Consider the following 16,382-nt stretch of genomic DNA (forward strand, 5'->3'; position numbering starts at 1 on the left):
CCTACGGGCGGAGTTCCCCCGGATCCTCGCGACCGGGCTCCTCGCGGCCCGGCCCCTCGCGCCCCGGCTCCTCGCGCTCGAACCGAGCCCGCGGCGCCACCGCGATCAGCACGGCGGCGGCGACCACCGCGCCGAGGACGTACGCGGCGATGTCCAGCCAGGAGAAGGTGCTGCCGACGACGAGCCGCAGCGGCGGCCACAGCTCGACCAGTCGGGCGGCGGCCCCGATCGCCTGAAGCTGCTCCATCGCGATCGACCAGGCGAGGGCGATCCCCGCGGCGGTCACCGCCGGGATCCGCGGCAGCAGCACGCAGACCAGCAGCGCGACCAGCACGACGTAGAGGACGCCGCCGGCGAGGTCGGCGAAGAGGCCGGCCAGGAGGAAGCGCAGGGCGAGCCCGAGCGCGAGCGCGGCGATCGCGGCGAGCGCGAACGGCAGCCGCGCCCTCATCGGGCGCCGTGCGCGCGGCGCACCCGGTCGAGGGCGAGGAGGAAGGTGCGGTCGTCGGCGACGGTCCAGCCGAGCGGCCCCGGGGACGCGACCACGAGCGGCACCAGGACTCGGCGGCGCGCCCGCGCGGCGAGGGCGGCCGCGGAGGCGCGGGCCGCGTCGGACACCAGGCCGCGGAAGCCCTGTCCCGCGGCGGCCCCCCGCTCGGGCCGGGCCGCCAGCACGGCGAGCACGACGGCGCGGACGCGGAAGGCGCCGTGCGCGACCGTGCCGACCTCGACCGAGAGGACGTCGCTCCAGTCCGCGATGGCCAGGGCGTCGGCGCGCTCCCCGGCGAGCGCCGGTCCGTCCGCGCCGAGGGTGACGACGCCAGTGGCGTCCGGAGCGACGGCGGCGGCCGGGGCGGCGATCCGCCGCAGCGCCCGGTCGAACTCGCGGCCGCGCAGCAGCGCGACCCCGTCGGCGACCGCCGCGAACTCGGCCAGCCGCCGCCGGTTCGCCGGGGACGTCTGGCGCAGCTGCGCGGCGAGCGCGCCCCGCGCCCGGCGAGCCTCGGCCGGCGAGGTGATCAGCGCGGTCGGCTCGAAGCGGCGCCGCGGGGGCAGTGGATCGGAGGGCAGCGGACGCGCGGAGGCGTGCGGCGGCGGGGCGCCCCAGTCGGGCGTCGGTGCGGCGGCCATGTCCCCTCCCCCGGAGCACTCGGGACCGCGGCGCTCCTCCGTTGATTCTCCCGCCTTCCGCCTCCGCCTTGCCCGCGAGCGCGGACGGGCTTACGATGGGAGTACCCCCGGGGGGTATCCCTCCGCCGGGCCCCCCGCCCCACGCAAGGAGAACAGCATGACCGCGCACCTCGATCTCGGACTCACCGCCAAGGGAGCCGCGGGCGGGTCCGGGGGCGGCTGCGGGTCGGGCGGCGCCTGCGCCTGCGGCGGCCACGACTCCGCGCACGCGTCCGGGCACGGCTCCGCCGCGGGCGGCGCCTCGGTGCAGAGCTTCGGCGTCGCCGGGATGACCTGCGAGCACTGCGTCCGCAGCGTCACCGAGGAGCTCGCCGCCTACCCCGAGGTCGACAGCGTCGACATCTCGCTCCTCCCCGACGGCGTCTCCACCGTCACCGTCGGCTCCTCCCGTCCGCTCGGCCGCGAGGAGATCGCGGCCGCCGTCGCCGACGCCGGGTACCGCCTCGCGCCCCTGGCCTGACGTGGCCGACGCCCCCGCCGCCGGCCGGACCAGGCAGCCCGCCGAGCTCGAGCTCGCCATCGGCGGCATGACCTGCGCGTCCTGCGTCGCCAAGGTCGAGCGCCGCCTGGACGCGCTTCCCGGCGTCCGCGCGAGCGTCAACCTCGCCCTCGAGCGCGCCACCGTCGCGCTGCCCGAGGGCACCACGGCCGCCGACGCGATCGCCGCGGTCGAGGCCGCCGGCTACACGGCCACGGTCTCCGGAGCGGCGCCCGTCGCGGACGACGGCGCGGACGACGGCGCGCCCTCCCGCGAGGAGGAGGCGGCCGAAGCCGAGCGCCGCGTCCTGCGCACCCGGCTCACGGTCTCGGCCCTGCTGGCCGCGCCGGTCGTGCTGCTGTCGATGATCCCCGCGCTGCAGTTCGCGAACTGGCAGTGGCTCTGCCTCACCCTCGCCGCACCCGTCGCGGTCTGGGGCGCCTGGCCCTTCCACCGCACCGCCTGGCGGGCGCTGCGGCACGGGACGACCACGATGGACACCCTGATCAGCCTCGGCACCACCGCGGCCTTCGCCTGGTCGCTGTACGCCCTCTTCCTCGGCGACGCCGGCCGCCCCGGGATGAGCATGCCGTTCGAGCTGCTCGGCACCCGCTCCGGGCACGACGAGATCTACCTCGAGGTCGCCGCCGCGGTCCCCGTGCTGGTGCTGGCCGGCCGCTGGCTCGAGGCCCGCTCCAAGCGCGACGCCGGTGCCGCCCTGCGCACGCTGCTGAAGCTGGGCGCGAAGGAGGCGACCCGCGTCGCCGCCGACGGCTCCGAGGAGCGCGTCCCCGCCGCCGCCCTCGCGGTCGGCGACCGCCTGCGCGTGCGGCCCGGCGAGGTCGTCGCCGCCGACGGCACCGTCCTCGACGGCTCCAGCGCCGTCGACGCGAGCCTGCTGACCGGCGAGAGTGTGCCGGTCGAGGTCGGGCCCGGCTCCCTCGTCACCGGCGGAGTCCTCAACGCGCACGGCGTGCTCACCGTCCGGGTCGACCGCGTCGGCTCCGACACGACACTGGCGCGGATGGGCCGGCTCGTCTCGCAGGCGCAGGCCGGCAAGGCGCGGGTGCAGCGCCTCGCCGACCGCGTCTCCGCCGTCTTCGTGCCGGTCGTCGTCGTGCTCGCGCTCGCGACCCTCGTCGGCTGGCTGCTCTCCGGGGCGGACCTCGCCGCCGCCGTCTCGCCCGCCGTCGCCGTGCTGATCGTCGCCTGCCCCTGCGCGCTCGGGCTCGCCACGCCCACCGCCGTTCTCGTCGGCACGGGCCGCGGCTCGCAGCTCGGCATCCTGATCCGCGGACCGGAGGTGCTCGAGACGAGCCGCCGCGTCGACACCGTCGTCCTCGACAAGACCGGCACGCTGACCACCGGCGCCTTCACCGTCGCGGCGGCGAGCGACGACGAGTCCCTCCGCCTGCTCGCGGCGGTCGAGCGCGGCTCCGAGCACCCCCTCGCCGCCGCGATCGTGCGCGGCGCGGAGGAGCGCGGGCTGACCGTCCCCGAGGCGACCGGGTTCCGCGCGAGCGCCGGCTTCGGCGTCCGGGCCCGGGTCGACGGCCGCCTCGTCGTCGCCGGGCGCCTGCGCTGGCTCGACGAGCAGTGGGGCTACGCGCCCGGCGACCTCGCCGCCCGCGCCGAGCAGGCCGCGGCCGACGGCGGGACCGTCGTCGGGATCGGCTGGGAGGGCGAGCTGCGCGGCTTCGCCGTCCTCCGCGACGAGCCGCGGCCCGAGGCGGCTCGCACCGTCGCGTCGCTGCGCTCCCGGGGGCTCCGCGTGCTGATGCTGACCGGCGACAACCCGCGCGCGGCCACGGCCGTCGCCGCCGCGATCGGCCTCGACGAGGTGATCGCCGAGGTGCTGCCGGAGGAGAAGCTCGCCGTGATCGAGCGGCTGCGCTCCGAGGGCCGCACGGTCGCCTTCGTCGGCGACGGAGTGAACGATGCGGCCGCCCTCGCCGCCGCCGACCTCGGCATCGCGATGGGCGCCGGCTCCGACGCGGCGATCGAGGCGAGCGATGTCACCCTGGTCGGCGACGACCTCGCCCGGGTGCCCGACGCGCTCCGGCTCGGCCGGCGGACCCTGGGCGTCATCCGGGGCAACCTGTTCTGGGCCTTCGCCTACAACGTGGCGGCGATCCCGCTCGCGATGGCCGGCCTGCTCGGCCCGCTGGTCGCGGGGGCGGCGATGGCGTTCTCCAGCGTCTTCGTGGTCTTGAACAGCCTGCGGCTGCGCTCGTTCCGCGCGGAGTGACGTGCGCGGGGCGACGTGGTTGGCTGGGTCCATGCGCACCGAGACCCGCCAGGGCGTCCCCCTCCTCCTCGTCGACGACGACGGGCCCGCCCTCTCCACCTCGGAGGACGCGCTCGCGGTCATCGGCGAGATCTACGGCAGCGACGCCGAGACGATCGTCGTCCCGGTCGGCCGCCTCGATCCGGAGTTCTTCCGGCTCCGCTCCGGCATCGCCGGCGAGTTCGTGCAGCGCTTCGTGATGTACGGCAAGCGGCTCGTGGTCGTCGGCGACATCACCGAGCAGGTCTCGGCCTCGAGCACCCTGCACGACTTCGTCGTCGAGTCGAACCGCGGCGACCACCTCTGGTTCGTCCCCGCGCTCGACGCCCTCGACGCCCGCCTCCGCGACTCCGCGACGGCCGAGGAGCCCGGCGCCGACGGCGGGGTGGAGCCGACCCCCGGCCCCGCGCTCTGATGCCGGACGGGCGACCCGCCGCGCCGATGCTGCGGCTCGACGGCCCGGTGCGGCTGCTCCTGCTCGCCGACACGCACCTCCCCAAGCGCGCGAAGGCGCTGCCCGACGAGGTCTGGCGGGCGGTCGACGAGGCCGATCTGGTCGTGCACGCCGGCGACTGGGTGGACGAGGCGACGCTCGACGCCCTCGAGTCCCGGGCCGCGCGCCTGCTCGGCGTCTGGGGCAACAACGACCCCGCCGGGCTCCGGGCGCGCCTCCCCGAGGTCGCCCGCGCGGAGATCGCCGGCCTCGACGTCCGCGTCGTGCACGAGACCGGCCCCGCCGCAGGGCGGGAGGCGCGCGCCGACGCCGCCCACGCCGGCGCCGACCTGCTCGTCTTCGGCCACAGCCACATCCCCTGGGACTCGCGGACCGCGGCCGGGATGCGACTGCTCAACCCCGGCTCGCCGACCGACCGCCGCCGTCAGCCGGCCTGCACGTACCTCACCGCGGTCGCCGAGGACGGCGAGCTGCGCGACGTGCGCCTCGTCGCGCTCCCGGTGCGCGTCCCCGCCCGCTGAGGGCGCGCCTTCCCGCCGCGCGAGCGCAGGGCTACGCTCGCCGCATGATCGAGGACGCCGTACCGCTCGTGAGCCGCCGGGTCGGCGACGGCCCCGCCCTCGTCCTGCTGCACCCGGGCGGCACCGATTCGCGTTCGCTCGAGCCGCTGGTGGCGGAGCTGCAGGAGGACTACACACTGCACCTGCCCGACCAGCGCGGGCACGGCCGCACGGCCGACACCGACGCTCCCCTGAGCTTCGCCGCGATGGCGCGCGACACGATCGCCCTGATCGAGTCGCTGCCCGGCGCCCCCGTGCACCTCCTCGGCCACAGCGACGGCGCGATGGTCGCCCTGCACGTCGCCCTCCGCCGCCCCGACCTCGTGGCGAGCCTGGTCTTCTCCTCCGGCGTCTTCCACCGCGACGGCTGGCTGCCCGGCGTGCTCGACGGCGAGGCTCCCGACTTCCTGAGGGAGAGCTATGCCGAGGTGTCGCCCGACGGCGCCACGCACTGGGACGTCGTCGTCGCGAAGCTCGACGCGCTGCACGCCGCCGAGCCGGAGCTCACCACCGCGGACCTGCGCGGCCTCGCGGTGCCGACGCTCCTCCTCTTCGGCGACGACGACGAGATCCGCTTCGAGCACGTCCTGGCGATGTACGACGCGATCCCGGACGCCGAGCTGGCCGTCGTCCCGCGCGCCAGCCACGGCGTGATCGTGGAGAAGCCGGACCTCGTCGCCCGACTGGTCCGCGACTTCCACGACCCCGGAAAGACCGACGGCTTCGCGCCGATCCGCCGCGCCTGAACGCCCGCCTTCGAGACCGCTCAGCCGCGGCACGACCGGTTCCGGCCGGCGGCGCAAGGGGGTCACAGCGGAATACGGTCGGCCTAAGCTCTCGGAGATGACCAGCTCACACGACCACCCCGATTCCGCGCACCTGCGTCCGGACGGTCTCGACGACGCCACCGTCGCTGCGCTGGGCAAGCTCTCCGAGGCGCTCGAGACCGTCGAGCACGCGCGCGGGCTCCTCTACGGCTTCCACCGGCTGACCGGCGCCGCGGACCTCGCGCTCGGCGAGGCGGTCGACGCCTTCCGCGAGGCGGGGCGCGACGAGCTGGCCGACACCCTGGAGAAGGAGCTGGTCGGTCGCAACGTCATCGAGGGCCGCTGGACGTTCCAGATCGTCGAGGACTACGACGACGGCTACTACGCCGCCTTCCGCGAGCAGGAGCGCGCCGCGCGCGACGAGCTCGCCGCCGGTCGCCGCCACCTCTTCGAGTCCGAGATGAAGGAGGACCGTCGCTCGCACGGTCTCCGCCACCACGAGTCCCGGCCGGAACCCGAATGAACTCCGTGATCCGGATGCACGCCTCCCCGATGCGCGTGCGCGCCGTCACCCCCGGCTCCGAGCGGCGCGGGGCACCGACGCCCGCTCCCACGACGCGGCGCACCAGCCTCAGCATCGACGGCCGCCGCTTCCTGCTCGCCCTCTCCTTCGACACCGAGGAGCTGGAGAAGAAGCTCGTCGAGGCCGTCCGCGAGCGCGGTGGCATGGTGAGCTTCACCGTCGCCGGCGACCGCGAGGTCTGCGTGCTCGTCTCCCCGGGTGTCGCCGTCATCCTCGAGCACGAGGACGTGCCGGTCGACGAGTTCGACCCGGACGACGCCTCGGTGCAGTACGACGACGTCGAGTACCTGACCTAGATCGAGGACACGGCTCGGCTCGGCGCCGTCACACGGCGCCCGTAGAGGCCCACAGGTGGAACGCCGCGTGGGCGCGGTGCGGACGCCAGGCCTGCGAGGCCGCGTCCGCCGCCGCCGTGCCGATCCCGCCGAGCGCGCGGCGCAGCACGAGGTCGCCCGCGGGGAACGCGTCCGGGTCGCCGAGCAGCCGGAGCCCGAGGTAGTCGGCGGTCCACGGGCCGATGCCGGGGATCGCGAGCAGGAGCCGGCGCTGCTCGGGCAGGTCGCCTGCGCGGTCGAGCACCAGCCCGTCGGCGAAGGCCGCCGCGAGCGCGCGGACGGTCGCCGCGCGGGCCCGGGTCACGCCGATCGCGGCGCGCAGCTCCTCGATCGGTCCGGCGAGGAGGGCCTCGGGCGTGGGGAACGAGCGGAGGCCCCGCTCGCCCTCACTGCCGAACGCTGTCACGACGCGCCCGCCGAAGGTCCTCGCCGCCGCCACCGACACCTGCTGGCCGAGGACCGCCATCACGGCGGCCTCGAACGGCGCGGGGTACTGCGTCGCCCGCAGTCCCGGCCGCGCGGCGACCATCGGGGCGAGCAGCGGATCGAGAGCGAGGGCGGCGCCGATCGCCTCGACGTCGGAGTCGAGATCGAACCAGGCGCGCACCAGCGGGAGGACGGCGGGGTCGGTCGCCGTGACGCGGACGCCGGACGAGGTCAGCTTCAGCGCGAGCGGCACCGGCCGCGACCCGACGGTGACGAGCCGCTCGAGGCGCCGTCCGTCGTCGGAGACCCGCTCGACCCCGGGCAGCGAGTGGTGCAGGAGGAGGTTCGCGGCGCCGACGACGTCGAAGGGGCCGTTCGCGTCGAGGTCGACGGGGCGCGGGTCCACGGGTCGGGAGTCTGCGGCGCTGGGGTCGACGGCGTTCAGGGGAGGAGCACCACCTTGCCGCCGGCGCGGCCCGACTCCACCAGTGCGAGCGCCTCGGCCGCCTCCGCGAGGGGGAAGGAGGGACCGAGCACCACCTCGAGCGCGCCGCGGCCGGCCCGCTCGAGCAGCGGTGCCCGGGCGGCGTCGCGGAGAGCTGTGCCCGGGTCGGCCCCGGCGCCGCCGCCCAGCAGCAGGACGCCGAGCGCCGCGCCGCGCTCGAAGCCGGCGACGGTGGCGATCCGGGAGCGGTCGGCGACGAGCTCGACGGAGGCGTCGAGCACGTCGTCGGTGCCGGCCGTGTCGAGCGCGACGTCGATGCCGCCGGGGGCGAGGGCGCGCACCCGCTCCACCAGCCCCTCCCCGTAGCGCACGGACTCGCCGCCGAAGCGCTCGACGATCGCGGCGCCCCGCTCGCTGGACGTGCCGATGACACGGGCGCCGCGCTCGCGCACGAGCTGGACGAGGAGGCTGCCGACGGCGCCGCTCGCCCCGTGGATCAGGACGGTGTCGCCGGCGGAGACGTGCGTCGCCTCGAGCAGGTGCACCGCGGTCGTGCCCGTGAGCAGCAGCCCGGCCGACTGCTCCCAGGCGAGGCCCGGCGGCTTCGGCAGCACCGAGGCGGCCGGCACCACCAGCTCCTCGGAGTAGCCGCCGGAGACCCGGAAGGCGACCACCTCGTCGCCGACGCGGACGTCGCCGAGCGGCCCCGTCGCTGCCTCCCCCACTGCGGTGACCACGCCCGCGACCTCGCTGCCGGGACGGACGGGAGTGCGCCCGCGGCCGAAGAGACCGCGGAGGAGCTTCGCGTCCGCGGGATTGACGCCCGCGGCCCGCACGCGGATGCGCACCCGGCCGGGACCGGGCTCGCCGGGCTCGACCGTCACCGCGTGGAGGGCCTCGGGCCCGCCGAACTCGACCGCCTGCATCGCCAGAACCACGGGGACCGCCTCTCGCGCGGGCCCCGATCGCCGGTGACGATCAGGAGGGGTCCGAGCGGGGCCGACGCTAGCAGCAGCCTCCGACACCGGCCGGGGCCCGCGGTCGATGCGGCCGGGGCCGAGGCCGATGGATGTCGGACAACTGAGAACGCGCGTTCCCTCTGCGCCTACGATGGAGGGATGACGCCGCCGACGCTCGAAGCCACGCCTCCCCGCGAGGCGATCCTCGCGGCCGCCGACCGCCTCTACTACGAGCGCGGGATCCAGTCGGTCGGGATGGACGCGCTGCGGACCGCCGCCGGCGTCTCGCTCAAGCGCCTCTACTCGGAGTTCCCGAGCAAGGAGTCGCTCGTGCTGGCCGTGCTGCAGGCCCGCCACGAGCAGTGGACCCTCGGCGTGCGCAGCCGCGTCGCCGCCGCGACCGGCGCCCGCCCCAAGCTCCTGGCGATCTACGACTTCCTCTTCGACTGGTTCTCCGAGGACTCCTTCCGCGGCTGCAGCTTCATCAACGCCTTCGGTGAGTTCGGCTCGTCCAACCCGGCGGTCGCGCAGCTGGCCCGGGAGCACAAGGACACCTTCCAGCGGTTCCTCGCCGTGCTGACCGAGGAGGTCGGCGGCGGCGCCGAGCTGGCCGCGCAGCTCGCCCTCCTGGCCGAGGGCGCGCAGACCACCGCCGCCATCTCGGGCACCCCCGAATCCGCCCTGCACGCCCGCCGCGCCGCCGAGATCCTGATCGACGCCGCGACCCGCACGTCCTGACGCCGCGCCGCATCCCCTGCCGATCGAGCCGCCCGCAGCAAGCCCGTCGCTCGCCGAAACGCCCGCGGAGCGACTCGTGCTGGTCGAGTACCCCGCAGGGCGACCCATGCTGGTCGAGTAGCCCGCAGGGCGTATCGAGACCCACCCACTTGAGGGATGTCAGTCACGCGTCGGCGGCCCCTCCATGCTGGTCGAGTAGCCCCGCAGGGGCGTATCGAGACCCACCGTCATCAGCAAGGCCGGTCTGCAGGCTCGTCCTTCTGACGCGAGTGGGTCTCGATACGCGCGCTGCGCGCACTACTCGACCAGCAAGAGAGGGGCCCACGCCGGCCGAGCACCCCGCAGGGCGGCCGTTCATGCTGGTCGAGGAGCCGCCCCCGGCGGCCCACCCATGCTGGTCGAGTAGCCGCCCCCGGCGGCCCTTACATGCTGGTCGAGTAGCCGCCCCCGGCGGCCCTTACATGCTGGTCGAGTAGCCGCCCCCGGCGGCCCTTACATGCTGGTCGAGTAGCCGCCTCCGGCGGCGTATCGAGACCCACCATCGCCGAGACATCCGGGAGCGAGTCTCCTCCACACTCGCATTCCGTCGACGTTGTCCCCGATCAGCCCATGGTTCCGACCCGGCTGTCGGGGGTCCCTGCTTCAATACGCGTATGTCAGAAGATGAGAATGCGGCAGCACTCGCGGAGGTGCGCGACTGCTTCACCGACGCCGCGGCCGCCGAGCGCGCCGCATCCCCGACGCGCCTGAGAGCCGCGGAACGGATGCATCGCGGCCACCGCGTCGCGCTCACCGTCCCGGAGGCATTCGCCCGCGGCGCGACCCGGAGCGAGACCCGGGACCTGGTCGAGCGCTCGATCCGCGCAGAGCTCGCAGTGACGCTCGGCGTGTCCGAGCGGGACGTCTGCCGACGCCTCGAGACCGCGCAGATGCTGATGGAGCACCTCCCCCTCACCCGCGCCCTGCTCCGCGACGCCCGGATCCTCTGGGAGGTCGGCGAGGCGATCTGCCGAACCGCGAGCAGCCTTCCCGACGCCTCCCGCGCCGCACTCGACGAGCGTGCCGCCGACGCCGCGCTCACGCTGACGACGACCCAACTGCGCCGTGCCCTCAGCCGCTGGCGCGAGGAGCTGCACGAGCAGCCCCTGACCGAGCGGCATGCACGCGCCCGCCAGGACCGCGCCGTCTGGATCACCCCTGACGTCGACGGGATGGCCACCCTCTGCGTCCACGCCTCAGCACCGGTCGTCTCGGGTGCGTACGACCGATTGCGCCGCATCGCCCGCACCCTCCGCGACGAGGGTGATCCGCGCACTCTCCAGCAGCTGAGCGCCGACGCGGCCGTCGATCTCCTCTGCGACGGTGACATCGCGGGAACGACCCCGGACCCCGAGCACCGGCCGGACCCGACCTTCGTCCCCGGTGTGCGGGCCGAGGTCCGGCTGACCCTCGCCGCGTCGACGGCCGTCGGCCTGGACGACGCACCCGCGGACCTCGACGGCTACGGACCCGTCCCCGCCGAGATCGCCCGGGAGCTGATCCGCACGGCCGCCTCCTTCACCCGGGTCCTGACCGATCCGGAGACCGGCGCGGTCGTCTCCGTGGGCCGCACCCACCGGGTCCCGCCGCCGCAGATGCGCCTGCACCTGCAGCTGCGGGACCAGACCTGCCGCTTCGCCGGCTGCACCCGGCCGGCCGCGACCACCGAGGCCGACCACACCCTCGAGTGGCGCAACGGCGGCGAGACGTCTTTGGAGAACCTCGTCTCGCTCTGCACGTCCCACCACCACATCCGGCACGGGGACCAGTGGACCTACGTCACAAGCGACGACGGGACGATCGTCTGGACGAGCCCGACGGGCCGGCGGATCAGCAACCGGCCACCGGCACTCCCCGGGCGTCCACCCGACCCGCCACCGAAGCCCCGCTTCGAGGATGTACCCGCACCGTTCTGACGACGGGGGATCTCGATACGCCCGCTCCGCGTGCTACTCGATCAGCATGTATCGCTCGCAGGACGCGTCGGTGTGAGCCCGCCCGTGCTGCCTGAACCGCGCGTCGGGTGCGCCGGCGTGCGTCTGCACATGCTGGTCGAGTAGCGCGCAGCGCGTATCGAGACCCACGACGTGCCGGTGTTGGATCTCGATACGCCCGCGGCGCGGGCTACTCGATCAGCATGTGTCGCCCGCAGGACGCGTCCATGTGAGCCAGCACATGCTGCATGAGTCGCGCACAGAGTGCGCCGGCGTGCGTCCGCACATGCTGGTCGAGCAGCGCGCAGCGCGCATCGAGACCCACGATGCTCGGGCGAGCACCCGCCGGAGTGCTCACGCGGGATCTCGAAGCGACCGCTCCGCGGGCGACCCGATCAGGCGCGTCAGGCCTCGCCGCCGCCGGGCGGGCCGACGACGAGCAGCGCGGCGAAGAGCGCGGCGACGGCGGCCAGCACCAGGGCGGCCGCGAGGACCGGGCGGCCGAGCGCCCAGCGCAGCAGCCGGCTCGGGAGCCTCCGGTCGCGCGGGTCGGCGCCCGCCTCACGGCGCCAGTCGCCCTCGAGGAGCCCGCGCCGCTCGAAGCCGCGCTCCAGCGGGATGGTCGTGTACGGCACCACGGCGCTGGCGAGCGCGAGCAGGGTCGCTCCGGCGGTCCAGCGCTGGTTCACCGCGAGGACGAGCGCAGCCGCCCCGTAGGCGAGGAACGCGAAGCCGTGAATCGGGCCGGCCGTGCTCACCGGCCAGTCGCCGACTCCGACGGCGTACTTGAGCAGCATGCCGACGAGCAGGAGCGTCCAGGTCACCGCCTCGAGGATCGACAGGATGCGGAAGAGGCGGCGCGGGCTCATGGGATCGGCTCCGTTCGGGTCCGCGGCGATGCAGCGGACGGTCGGCGTCGGTCGACGGTCAGCGGGTCGACGGTCACCGGGAGACTACGACAGCACTCCTGCCCGCCACCTGGGCGGCACGGCACCGCGGACACTCGGCCTCGCCGTCGGCGGGCCGGCCGAGGCGGCACGTCAGCAGGGGCGGCGCACCCGCCGGGGCGACGCGTCAGCCGAGGCGGCCGAGCAGAGCGAGCGTCGATGCGACGCCGACCGCGACCGCCGAGAGCGCCGCGATCGCTCCGTGCACGCCGCTGCGCAGCGGCGTCACCCGCGGCTCGTCGCGCAGGTCCGACCACAGTCGACGCGCGACCTCGTCGGCGCTCGGGCGGGCGGCGGGGTCGAGGCGGGTCATCTCGGTCAGCAGCCCGCGCCAGCGCTCAGGCACCGAGTCGGGGACGACCGGGGCGTGGTGCATCCGCTGCAGCGAGATCTCCAGGGTGGTGCCGGTGTAGGCACGACGGCCGGAGACGGCCTCGAGCAGCACCAGGCCGAGGGAGTAGACGTCGGACGCCGGGCCGACCGTCCCGGAGCCGAGGCTCTCGGGGCTGAGGTACGCCGCGGTCCCGACCAGGACGTCCGAGCGGGTGAGCCGCGCGTCGTCGACGGCCCGGGCGATGCCGAAGTCGCTGAGCTTCGCCTCGTGCAGGGCACCGGCGGCGGCCACGGACCGCGTGCGGACCAGGACGTTCTCGGGCTTCACGTCGCGGTGGAGGACGTCCCGCGCGTGCAGGTGCGCCAGAGCGTCGGCGAGCTGAGCGCCGACCTCGGCGAGCAGCCGCTCGTCGCCCGAGGCGAACCAGCCGGCGGCGGGATCGGCCGGGTCGAAGTACTCCAGGACGAGGAACGCGAGCGCGCCCTCCTCCGTCGCGATCTCGCCCTGATCGAGGATCTCGACGATCGAGGAGTGGCGGGAGTCGATCAGGAGGCGCACCTCGCGCTCGCGCCGCGAGCGCTCGTTCGGGGTGTCGGCGACCTCGCGGTAGACCTTCACGGCGACGGAGCGCGCCAGTCGGAGATCGCGCGCGCGGAAGACCGTCGCGCTGCCGCCCTCGCCGATGCGCTCGAGGAGGAGGTAGCGATCGGCAAGTGTCGTGCCGAGGAGGGGGTCCGAGAGCGGGAGGACCGGTGCGGTGTCGAGCATGCCGTCCTCCTCCTCCTGATTTCGCTAGCTCGTCTAACTAGCTTGTCCATTCGTACCGTCTGGCGTCGCCGAGGACAAGCACCAGGACGGGGTTGTACATGACTAGATCTTCTTGCTACATGACTGTCTAAGCTGTGGTGCATGGACGAGGTCGCGCTGACTCGACCGGCTGCCCTCCGGCACCCGGCCGTTCCGAGCGCGCCCGGGGCCGCCGAAGTCCTCGGCGCGATGCGCGCCTTCCGCACGGCCGAGAGCGCGATGCGCCGGCGCACCCGCGGATCGATGGGCATGGGCGAGAACGATCTGCTCGCGGTCCAGTTCCTCATGCGCCGGCAGCAGGGCGGCCAGCACGTCAGCCCGAAGGACCTCGCCGCCTACCTCGGCATCTCCTCCGCCTCGACGACCGTGCTGATCGACCGCCTGGTCAAGAGCGGCCACGTCCTCCGCCAGCCGCACCCGAGCGACCGGCGCGCGATCCGGATCGTCGCCACCCCCACCTCCCACCGCGAGGTGCGCGAGACGCTCGACGACATGAACCAGCGGATGCTCGCCGCGGCCGAGCAGCTCTCCCCCGAGGAGGCGAGCGCGGTGGTCCGCTTCCTGCAGACCGTCCGCGAGATCGTCGAGATCTCCGGCGAGCAGGGCGACGTCCTCGAGGACGACGCCGATCACGAGCTCACCGTCGAGCGACGCCGCGCCTGAGCCGCTCAGCCCGGCCGCGCCCTCCGCGTTCTCCGCGGAACACGAGTCCTCCGCGCCGGAGCTCGGGGCGCGCGCGGTCACCGTCCGTTCATCCGGCCCGGCTTGACATCGTTAGTCAAACTAGTAGACAGTCTTTCTAGCGACAGGGACAGGCTCCTGTCTTCGTGCGAACGGGAGAAGACCATGGGCAGCATCATGTACGGCACTCCTCCGGCGGCCACCGAGGTCGACGACCGGACTCTGGCCCACCTGCAGATCGTCATCATCAACAAGTTCCGCCGGGACGAGCGCTTCCTGCTCACCCTCGACGCCAGCCCGAACGCCGGGACCGGCCGCCGCGCCGTGTGGATGCACCCGACCATCCCGCTGCAGTTCGACTTCAAGGGCAGCCGCCAGCCCACGATCAACCCCGAGTGGATCGAGGCCCTGATGGAGCGCGCCAACAGCGGCGCCGGTCTGCGCATCGTCCCCGAGCCCGTCGGCGCGACCGCGGTGCCGTTGCGCCGCGCGGAGCCGGCCGCCTAGCGCACACCGCCTGGCGCACACCGCCTAGCGCGCGCCGCCTGACGCTCGCCGCCTGGCGCCTGTCGCCTCTAAGGACCGGCCGGCATCGAGTTCGCCGATATCTGTCGGACTCTCCGAACTGCCTCGCAAGCGCTTGACATTCCGCGCCACGCCCAGGGCACAGGCCTACACTTCGAGTGCGGTCCGGGTTCGTTCCGGCGGGCTCGACCCCGTGACCGCGCGCATGACCGGATGCCGGGTAGCGAGCTCCCCCTCTCGTGGGCCCGGCATCCGGGTGCGCGGCGCACCCGAAGCGCTTCCGCGAGGCCTGCCGACAGGAGTCGGCGCCATGCTCGACACGACCACCGCCCCGCGCTCCAGCGCCGGGGCTTCCGGCACGGATCCCGATGACGTCCGGCCCGGTGACGAGTTCACCGCCGTCGTCTCCGACGAGCTCGAGTGGTGGCGCGTCGTCGCCGTGCTCGGCATCCGGGTGCTGGCGGAGCGCCTCGGCAGCGGCGACCGGCACAGCTTCACCCTCCGCTTCGTCCGCTATCGCCTGGCCGTCGCGGCCGAGGGCGGCGCCTAGGCGGCCTGTCCCGCCTGCACCGGTCGCCCGAGGCGGGCGAACATCCGGTCGAACACCCGGCGGCGGTCGAACTGCAGGGCGTACTCGCGCGCCGCGACGGCCCGCTGCGCCCGGTCCTCCGCGGTCAGCTCGAGCACCACGTGGTCCAGCAGCGCGGCGATCGTGTCCGGGGCGTCGACCGGGGTGATGAACGCGTGCTCGCCGACCGCCTCGCCGATGCCGCCGGTCAGGGTCGTGATGACGGGTCCGCCGCCCGCGAGCATCTTCTCGGCGAGCGCGATGCCGAAGGTCTCGACGAACTCCGGGCGCGGCTTGCTCGGCAGCACGAACGCCGAGCAGCCGGCCATCAGGTAGGGCTTCTCCGCGTCGCCGACGTCGTCGAGGAAGCGGATGCGGTGCGCCAGCGGTGACGCGGCGGCCAGACGCCGCAGCTCCGCCTCCTGCGGACCACGACCCGCGATGACGAGCTCCCGGTCCGCGTGGACGGCGCTGCGCTCGTAGCCGGCGATCAGATCCTCGACGCCCTTCGCCTCCGTCAGCCGGGAGAGGAAGAGCACGTAGCCGTCGGTGCGCAGCCCGCGGGCGCGCACCACCTCGTCGACCACGGCCGGGTCGAGCCCGGTGTAGGCGTCGGAGTCGATCGCCGGGTAGGAGATCTCGATGCGCGCGCGGCACTGCTCGGCGAAGCGGGTGCCGTGCACCGCGTCGATCCGCTCGGCCTCCTCGACGATCAGGTCGCGGGTGTACTCGGAGACGGCGACGCAGTGGTCCTGCGAGAGGTACGAGGCGAAGATGTGCGCGGCGGCGCCGAGGCGGCCCTCCTCGACCGCCCGGCGGACGACGTTGGTGACGTCTGAGCCGACCGCCTCGGCGATCGTCGTGACGTCGACCGGGAGGCCGGTGCTCCAGGCGGCGCGCAGGGCGTCCGCCACCGCGAGGGTGTGCGGGCTGAGGTAGAGGGAGAGGCAGACGGTGGGCACGCCGTCGGTGAACAGCTCGACCAGGCGGCCGACCATGCCGGCGAGGAAGCGGCCGTCCGGCACCTTGTAGTCGCCGACCGGCTCCGGGCGCTCGACGATGATGCCGTCGCTGTAGGGGAGGACGGCGTCGAGCGGCTTGAGCGGGAGGCCGGCGGCCTGGAGCCGCTCGATCGGCCAGGTGACGATCCGCACCTCGTCGAAGCCGCGCTCCAGGGCGGTCTCGGCGAGGTTGCGGGCCTCGACCGAGTGCCCGCAGATCACCGGATCCGCGCGGACCACGATGACGAGTCGGTTCTGCACGGTGTGGGCGTGCGTGCTCTGGTCCATGGGGCTCCTTCAGGGGTGATCGGTGCGGGTGGGGT

19 protein-coding genes are annotated in these 16,382 nt (G+C 74.6%); 12 read left to right on the plus strand and 7 right to left on the minus strand.

The features are described from left to right. Position 1: 1 nt before the first annotated feature. Together EDF17_RS08230 and EDF17_RS08235 are read right to left on the minus strand one after the other, a co-directional pair. The gene (locus tag EDF17_RS08230; RefSeq protein ID WP_123446647.1) at positions 2-451 is read right to left on the minus strand and encodes a DUF2809 domain-containing protein; all 450 of its coding nucleotides are present in this window, start codon (positions 449-451) and stop codon (positions 2-4) included. Then, positions 448-1,131: a hypothetical protein gene (locus tag EDF17_RS08235; protein ID WP_123446648.1), complete on the minus strand. Its 684-nt coding sequence runs from the start codon at positions 1,129-1,131 to the stop codon at positions 448-450. The genes EDF17_RS08230 and EDF17_RS08235 overlap by 4 nt, the downstream gene beginning before the upstream one ends. 157 nt (positions 1,132-1,288) lie before the next feature. Between EDF17_RS08235 and EDF17_RS20255 the strand changes: the two genes are divergently transcribed. The 7 genes from EDF17_RS20255 (at position 1,289) to EDF17_RS08270 (ending at position 6,616) form a co-directional block, all read left to right on the plus strand. Then, positions 1,289-1,651 (plus strand): heavy-metal-associated domain-containing protein, encoded by a 363-nt coding sequence (locus EDF17_RS20255; RefSeq protein ID WP_123446649.1) that lies wholly within the window; start codon positions 1,289-1,291, stop codon positions 1,649-1,651. 1 nt (position 1,652) lies between these two features. Continuing rightward, positions 1,653-3,917 carry a heavy metal translocating P-type ATPase gene (locus tag EDF17_RS08245; RefSeq protein WP_260321561.1) on the plus strand — a complete coding sequence of 755 codons (2,265 nt, stop codon included), beginning with the start codon at positions 1,653-1,655 and terminating at the stop codon, positions 3,915-3,917. A gap of 31 nt (positions 3,918-3,948) precedes the next feature. Next, positions 3,949-4,371: a DUF4180 domain-containing protein gene (locus EDF17_RS08250; RefSeq protein WP_123446650.1), complete on the plus strand. Its 423-nt coding sequence runs from the start codon at positions 3,949-3,951 to the stop codon at positions 4,369-4,371. Further along, a complete protein-coding gene (locus EDF17_RS08255) occupies positions 4,371-4,931 on the plus strand; it encodes a YfcE family phosphodiesterase (RefSeq protein WP_243732836.1) in 561 nt (186 codons plus the stop codon). Before EDF17_RS08250 ends, EDF17_RS08255 begins: the two co-directional genes overlap by 1 nt. 44 nt (positions 4,932-4,975) lie before the next feature. Further along, on the plus strand, positions 4,976-5,716 hold the full coding sequence (locus EDF17_RS08260) for an alpha/beta fold hydrolase (RefSeq protein ID WP_123446651.1): 741 nt from the start codon (positions 4,976-4,978) through the stop codon (positions 5,714-5,716). A 97-nt stretch (positions 5,717-5,813) separates the two neighbouring features. After that, positions 5,814-6,260, plus strand: a complete 447-nt coding sequence (locus tag EDF17_RS08265) for a hypothetical protein (protein ID WP_123446652.1) — start codon at positions 5,814-5,816, stop codon at positions 6,258-6,260. Further along, positions 6,257-6,616: a hypothetical protein gene (locus EDF17_RS08270; RefSeq protein WP_123446653.1), complete on the plus strand. Its 360-nt coding sequence runs from the start codon at positions 6,257-6,259 to the stop codon at positions 6,614-6,616. The genes EDF17_RS08265 and EDF17_RS08270 overlap by 4 nt, the downstream gene beginning before the upstream one ends. A gap of 28 nt (positions 6,617-6,644) precedes the next feature. Here the strand turns inward: EDF17_RS08270 and EDF17_RS08275 are convergent, their stop codons facing one another. Continuing rightward, the gene (locus tag EDF17_RS08275) at positions 6,645-7,487 is read right to left on the minus strand and encodes an AlkA N-terminal domain-containing protein (protein WP_123446654.1); all 843 of its coding nucleotides are present in this window, start codon (positions 7,485-7,487) and stop codon (positions 6,645-6,647) included. 35 nt (positions 7,488-7,522) lie between these two features. After that, on the minus strand, positions 7,523-8,464 hold the full coding sequence (locus tag EDF17_RS08280) for an NADP-dependent oxidoreductase (protein ID WP_243732837.1): 942 nt from the start codon (positions 8,462-8,464) through the stop codon (positions 7,523-7,525). 180 nt (positions 8,465-8,644) lie between these two features. Here EDF17_RS08280 and EDF17_RS08285 point away from each other — a divergent pair, with 180 nt between their 5' ends. Together EDF17_RS08285 and EDF17_RS08290 are read left to right on the plus strand one after the other, a co-directional pair. Next, entirely contained in the window at positions 8,645-9,223 is a 579-nt protein-coding gene (locus EDF17_RS08285; RefSeq protein WP_123446655.1) for a TetR/AcrR family transcriptional regulator, read from the plus strand. A 653-nt stretch (positions 9,224-9,876) separates the two neighbouring features. Continuing rightward, a complete protein-coding gene (locus tag EDF17_RS08290) occupies positions 9,877-11,178 on the plus strand; it encodes an HNH endonuclease signature motif containing protein (protein ID WP_123446656.1) in 1,302 nt (433 codons plus the stop codon). 422 nt (positions 11,179-11,600) lie between these two features. On the opposite strand, the gene EDF17_RS08295 is transcribed toward EDF17_RS08290, so the two are convergent. Further along, positions 11,601-12,065 (minus strand): DUF3817 domain-containing protein, encoded by a 465-nt coding sequence (locus EDF17_RS08295; RefSeq protein WP_123446657.1) that lies wholly within the window; start codon positions 12,063-12,065, stop codon positions 11,601-11,603. Positions 12,066-12,270: 205 nt separating this feature from the next. Continuing rightward, positions 12,271-13,245: a serine/threonine-protein kinase gene (locus tag EDF17_RS08300; RefSeq protein ID WP_123446658.1), complete on the minus strand. Its 975-nt coding sequence runs from the start codon at positions 13,243-13,245 to the stop codon at positions 12,271-12,273. A 141-nt stretch (positions 13,246-13,386) separates the two neighbouring features. Here EDF17_RS08300 and EDF17_RS08305 point away from each other — a divergent pair, with 141 nt between their 5' ends. From EDF17_RS08305 to EDF17_RS08315, 3 genes are all read left to right on the plus strand, one after another. Then, the gene (locus EDF17_RS08305) at positions 13,387-13,947 is read left to right on the plus strand and encodes a MarR family transcriptional regulator (RefSeq protein ID WP_123446659.1); all 561 of its coding nucleotides are present in this window, start codon (positions 13,387-13,389) and stop codon (positions 13,945-13,947) included. 183 nt (positions 13,948-14,130) lie between these two features. Further along, complete coding sequence (locus EDF17_RS08310) at positions 14,131-14,472, plus strand: ATP-dependent DNA ligase (RefSeq protein ID WP_123446660.1); 342 nt, start codon at positions 14,131-14,133, stop codon at positions 14,470-14,472. 328 nt (positions 14,473-14,800) lie between these two features. Continuing rightward, a complete protein-coding gene (locus EDF17_RS08315) occupies positions 14,801-15,040 on the plus strand; it encodes a hypothetical protein (RefSeq protein WP_123446661.1) in 240 nt (79 codons plus the stop codon). Here the strand turns inward: EDF17_RS08315 and EDF17_RS08320 are convergent. Then, positions 15,037-16,347, minus strand: coding sequence for a glycosyltransferase (locus tag EDF17_RS08320; protein ID WP_123446662.1), 1,311 nt, complete (start codon positions 16,345-16,347; stop codon positions 15,037-15,039). The genes EDF17_RS08315 and EDF17_RS08320 overlap by 4 nt on opposite strands. Between the last annotated feature and the right edge of the window lie 35 nt (positions 16,348-16,382).

This window comes from Rathayibacter sp. PhB1, assembly GCF_004362935.1.
Lineage (GTDB): Bacteria > Actinomycetota > Actinomycetes > Actinomycetales > Microbacteriaceae > Rathayibacter > Rathayibacter festucae.

Bases quoted from the DNA above. Each gene is read 5' to 3' on its own strand.
- EDF17_RS08230 (WP_123446647.1), bottom strand. From the start codon at position 451: ATGAGGGCGCGGCTGCCGTTCGCGCTCGCCGCGATCGCCGCGCTCGCG.
- EDF17_RS08235 (WP_123446648.1), bottom strand. From the start codon at position 1,131: ATGGCCGCCGCACCGACGCCCGACTGGGGCGCCCCGCCGCCGCACGCC.
- EDF17_RS20255 (WP_123446649.1), top strand. From the start codon at position 1,289: ATGACCGCGCACCTCGATCTCGGACTCACCGCCAAGGGAGCCGCGGGC.
- EDF17_RS08250 (WP_123446650.1), top strand. From the start codon at position 3,949: ATGCGCACCGAGACCCGCCAGGGCGTCCCCCTCCTCCTCGTCGACGAC.
- EDF17_RS08255 (WP_243732836.1), top strand. From the start codon at position 4,371: ATGCCGGACGGGCGACCCGCCGCGCCGATGCTGCGGCTCGACGGCCCG.
- EDF17_RS08260 (WP_123446651.1), top strand. From the start codon at position 4,976: ATGATCGAGGACGCCGTACCGCTCGTGAGCCGCCGGGTCGGCGACGGC.
- EDF17_RS08265 (WP_123446652.1), top strand. From the start codon at position 5,814: ATGACCAGCTCACACGACCACCCCGATTCCGCGCACCTGCGTCCGGAC.
- EDF17_RS08270 (WP_123446653.1), top strand. From the start codon at position 6,257: ATGAACTCCGTGATCCGGATGCACGCCTCCCCGATGCGCGTGCGCGCC.
- EDF17_RS08285 (WP_123446655.1), top strand. From the start codon at position 8,645: ATGACGCCGCCGACGCTCGAAGCCACGCCTCCCCGCGAGGCGATCCTC.
- EDF17_RS08290 (WP_123446656.1), top strand. From the start codon at position 9,877: ATGTCAGAAGATGAGAATGCGGCAGCACTCGCGGAGGTGCGCGACTGC.
- EDF17_RS08295 (WP_123446657.1), bottom strand. From the start codon at position 12,065: ATGAGCCCGCGCCGCCTCTTCCGCATCCTGTCGATCCTCGAGGCGGTG.
- EDF17_RS08300 (WP_123446658.1), bottom strand. From the start codon at position 13,245: ATGCTCGACACCGCACCGGTCCTCCCGCTCTCGGACCCCCTCCTCGGC.
- EDF17_RS08305 (WP_123446659.1), top strand. From the start codon at position 13,387: ATGGACGAGGTCGCGCTGACTCGACCGGCTGCCCTCCGGCACCCGGCC.
- EDF17_RS08310 (WP_123446660.1), top strand. From the start codon at position 14,131: ATGGGCAGCATCATGTACGGCACTCCTCCGGCGGCCACCGAGGTCGAC.
- EDF17_RS08315 (WP_123446661.1), top strand. From the start codon at position 14,801: ATGCTCGACACGACCACCGCCCCGCGCTCCAGCGCCGGGGCTTCCGGC.
- EDF17_RS08320 (WP_123446662.1), bottom strand. From the start codon at position 16,347: ATGGACCAGAGCACGCACGCCCACACCGTGCAGAACCGACTCGTCATC.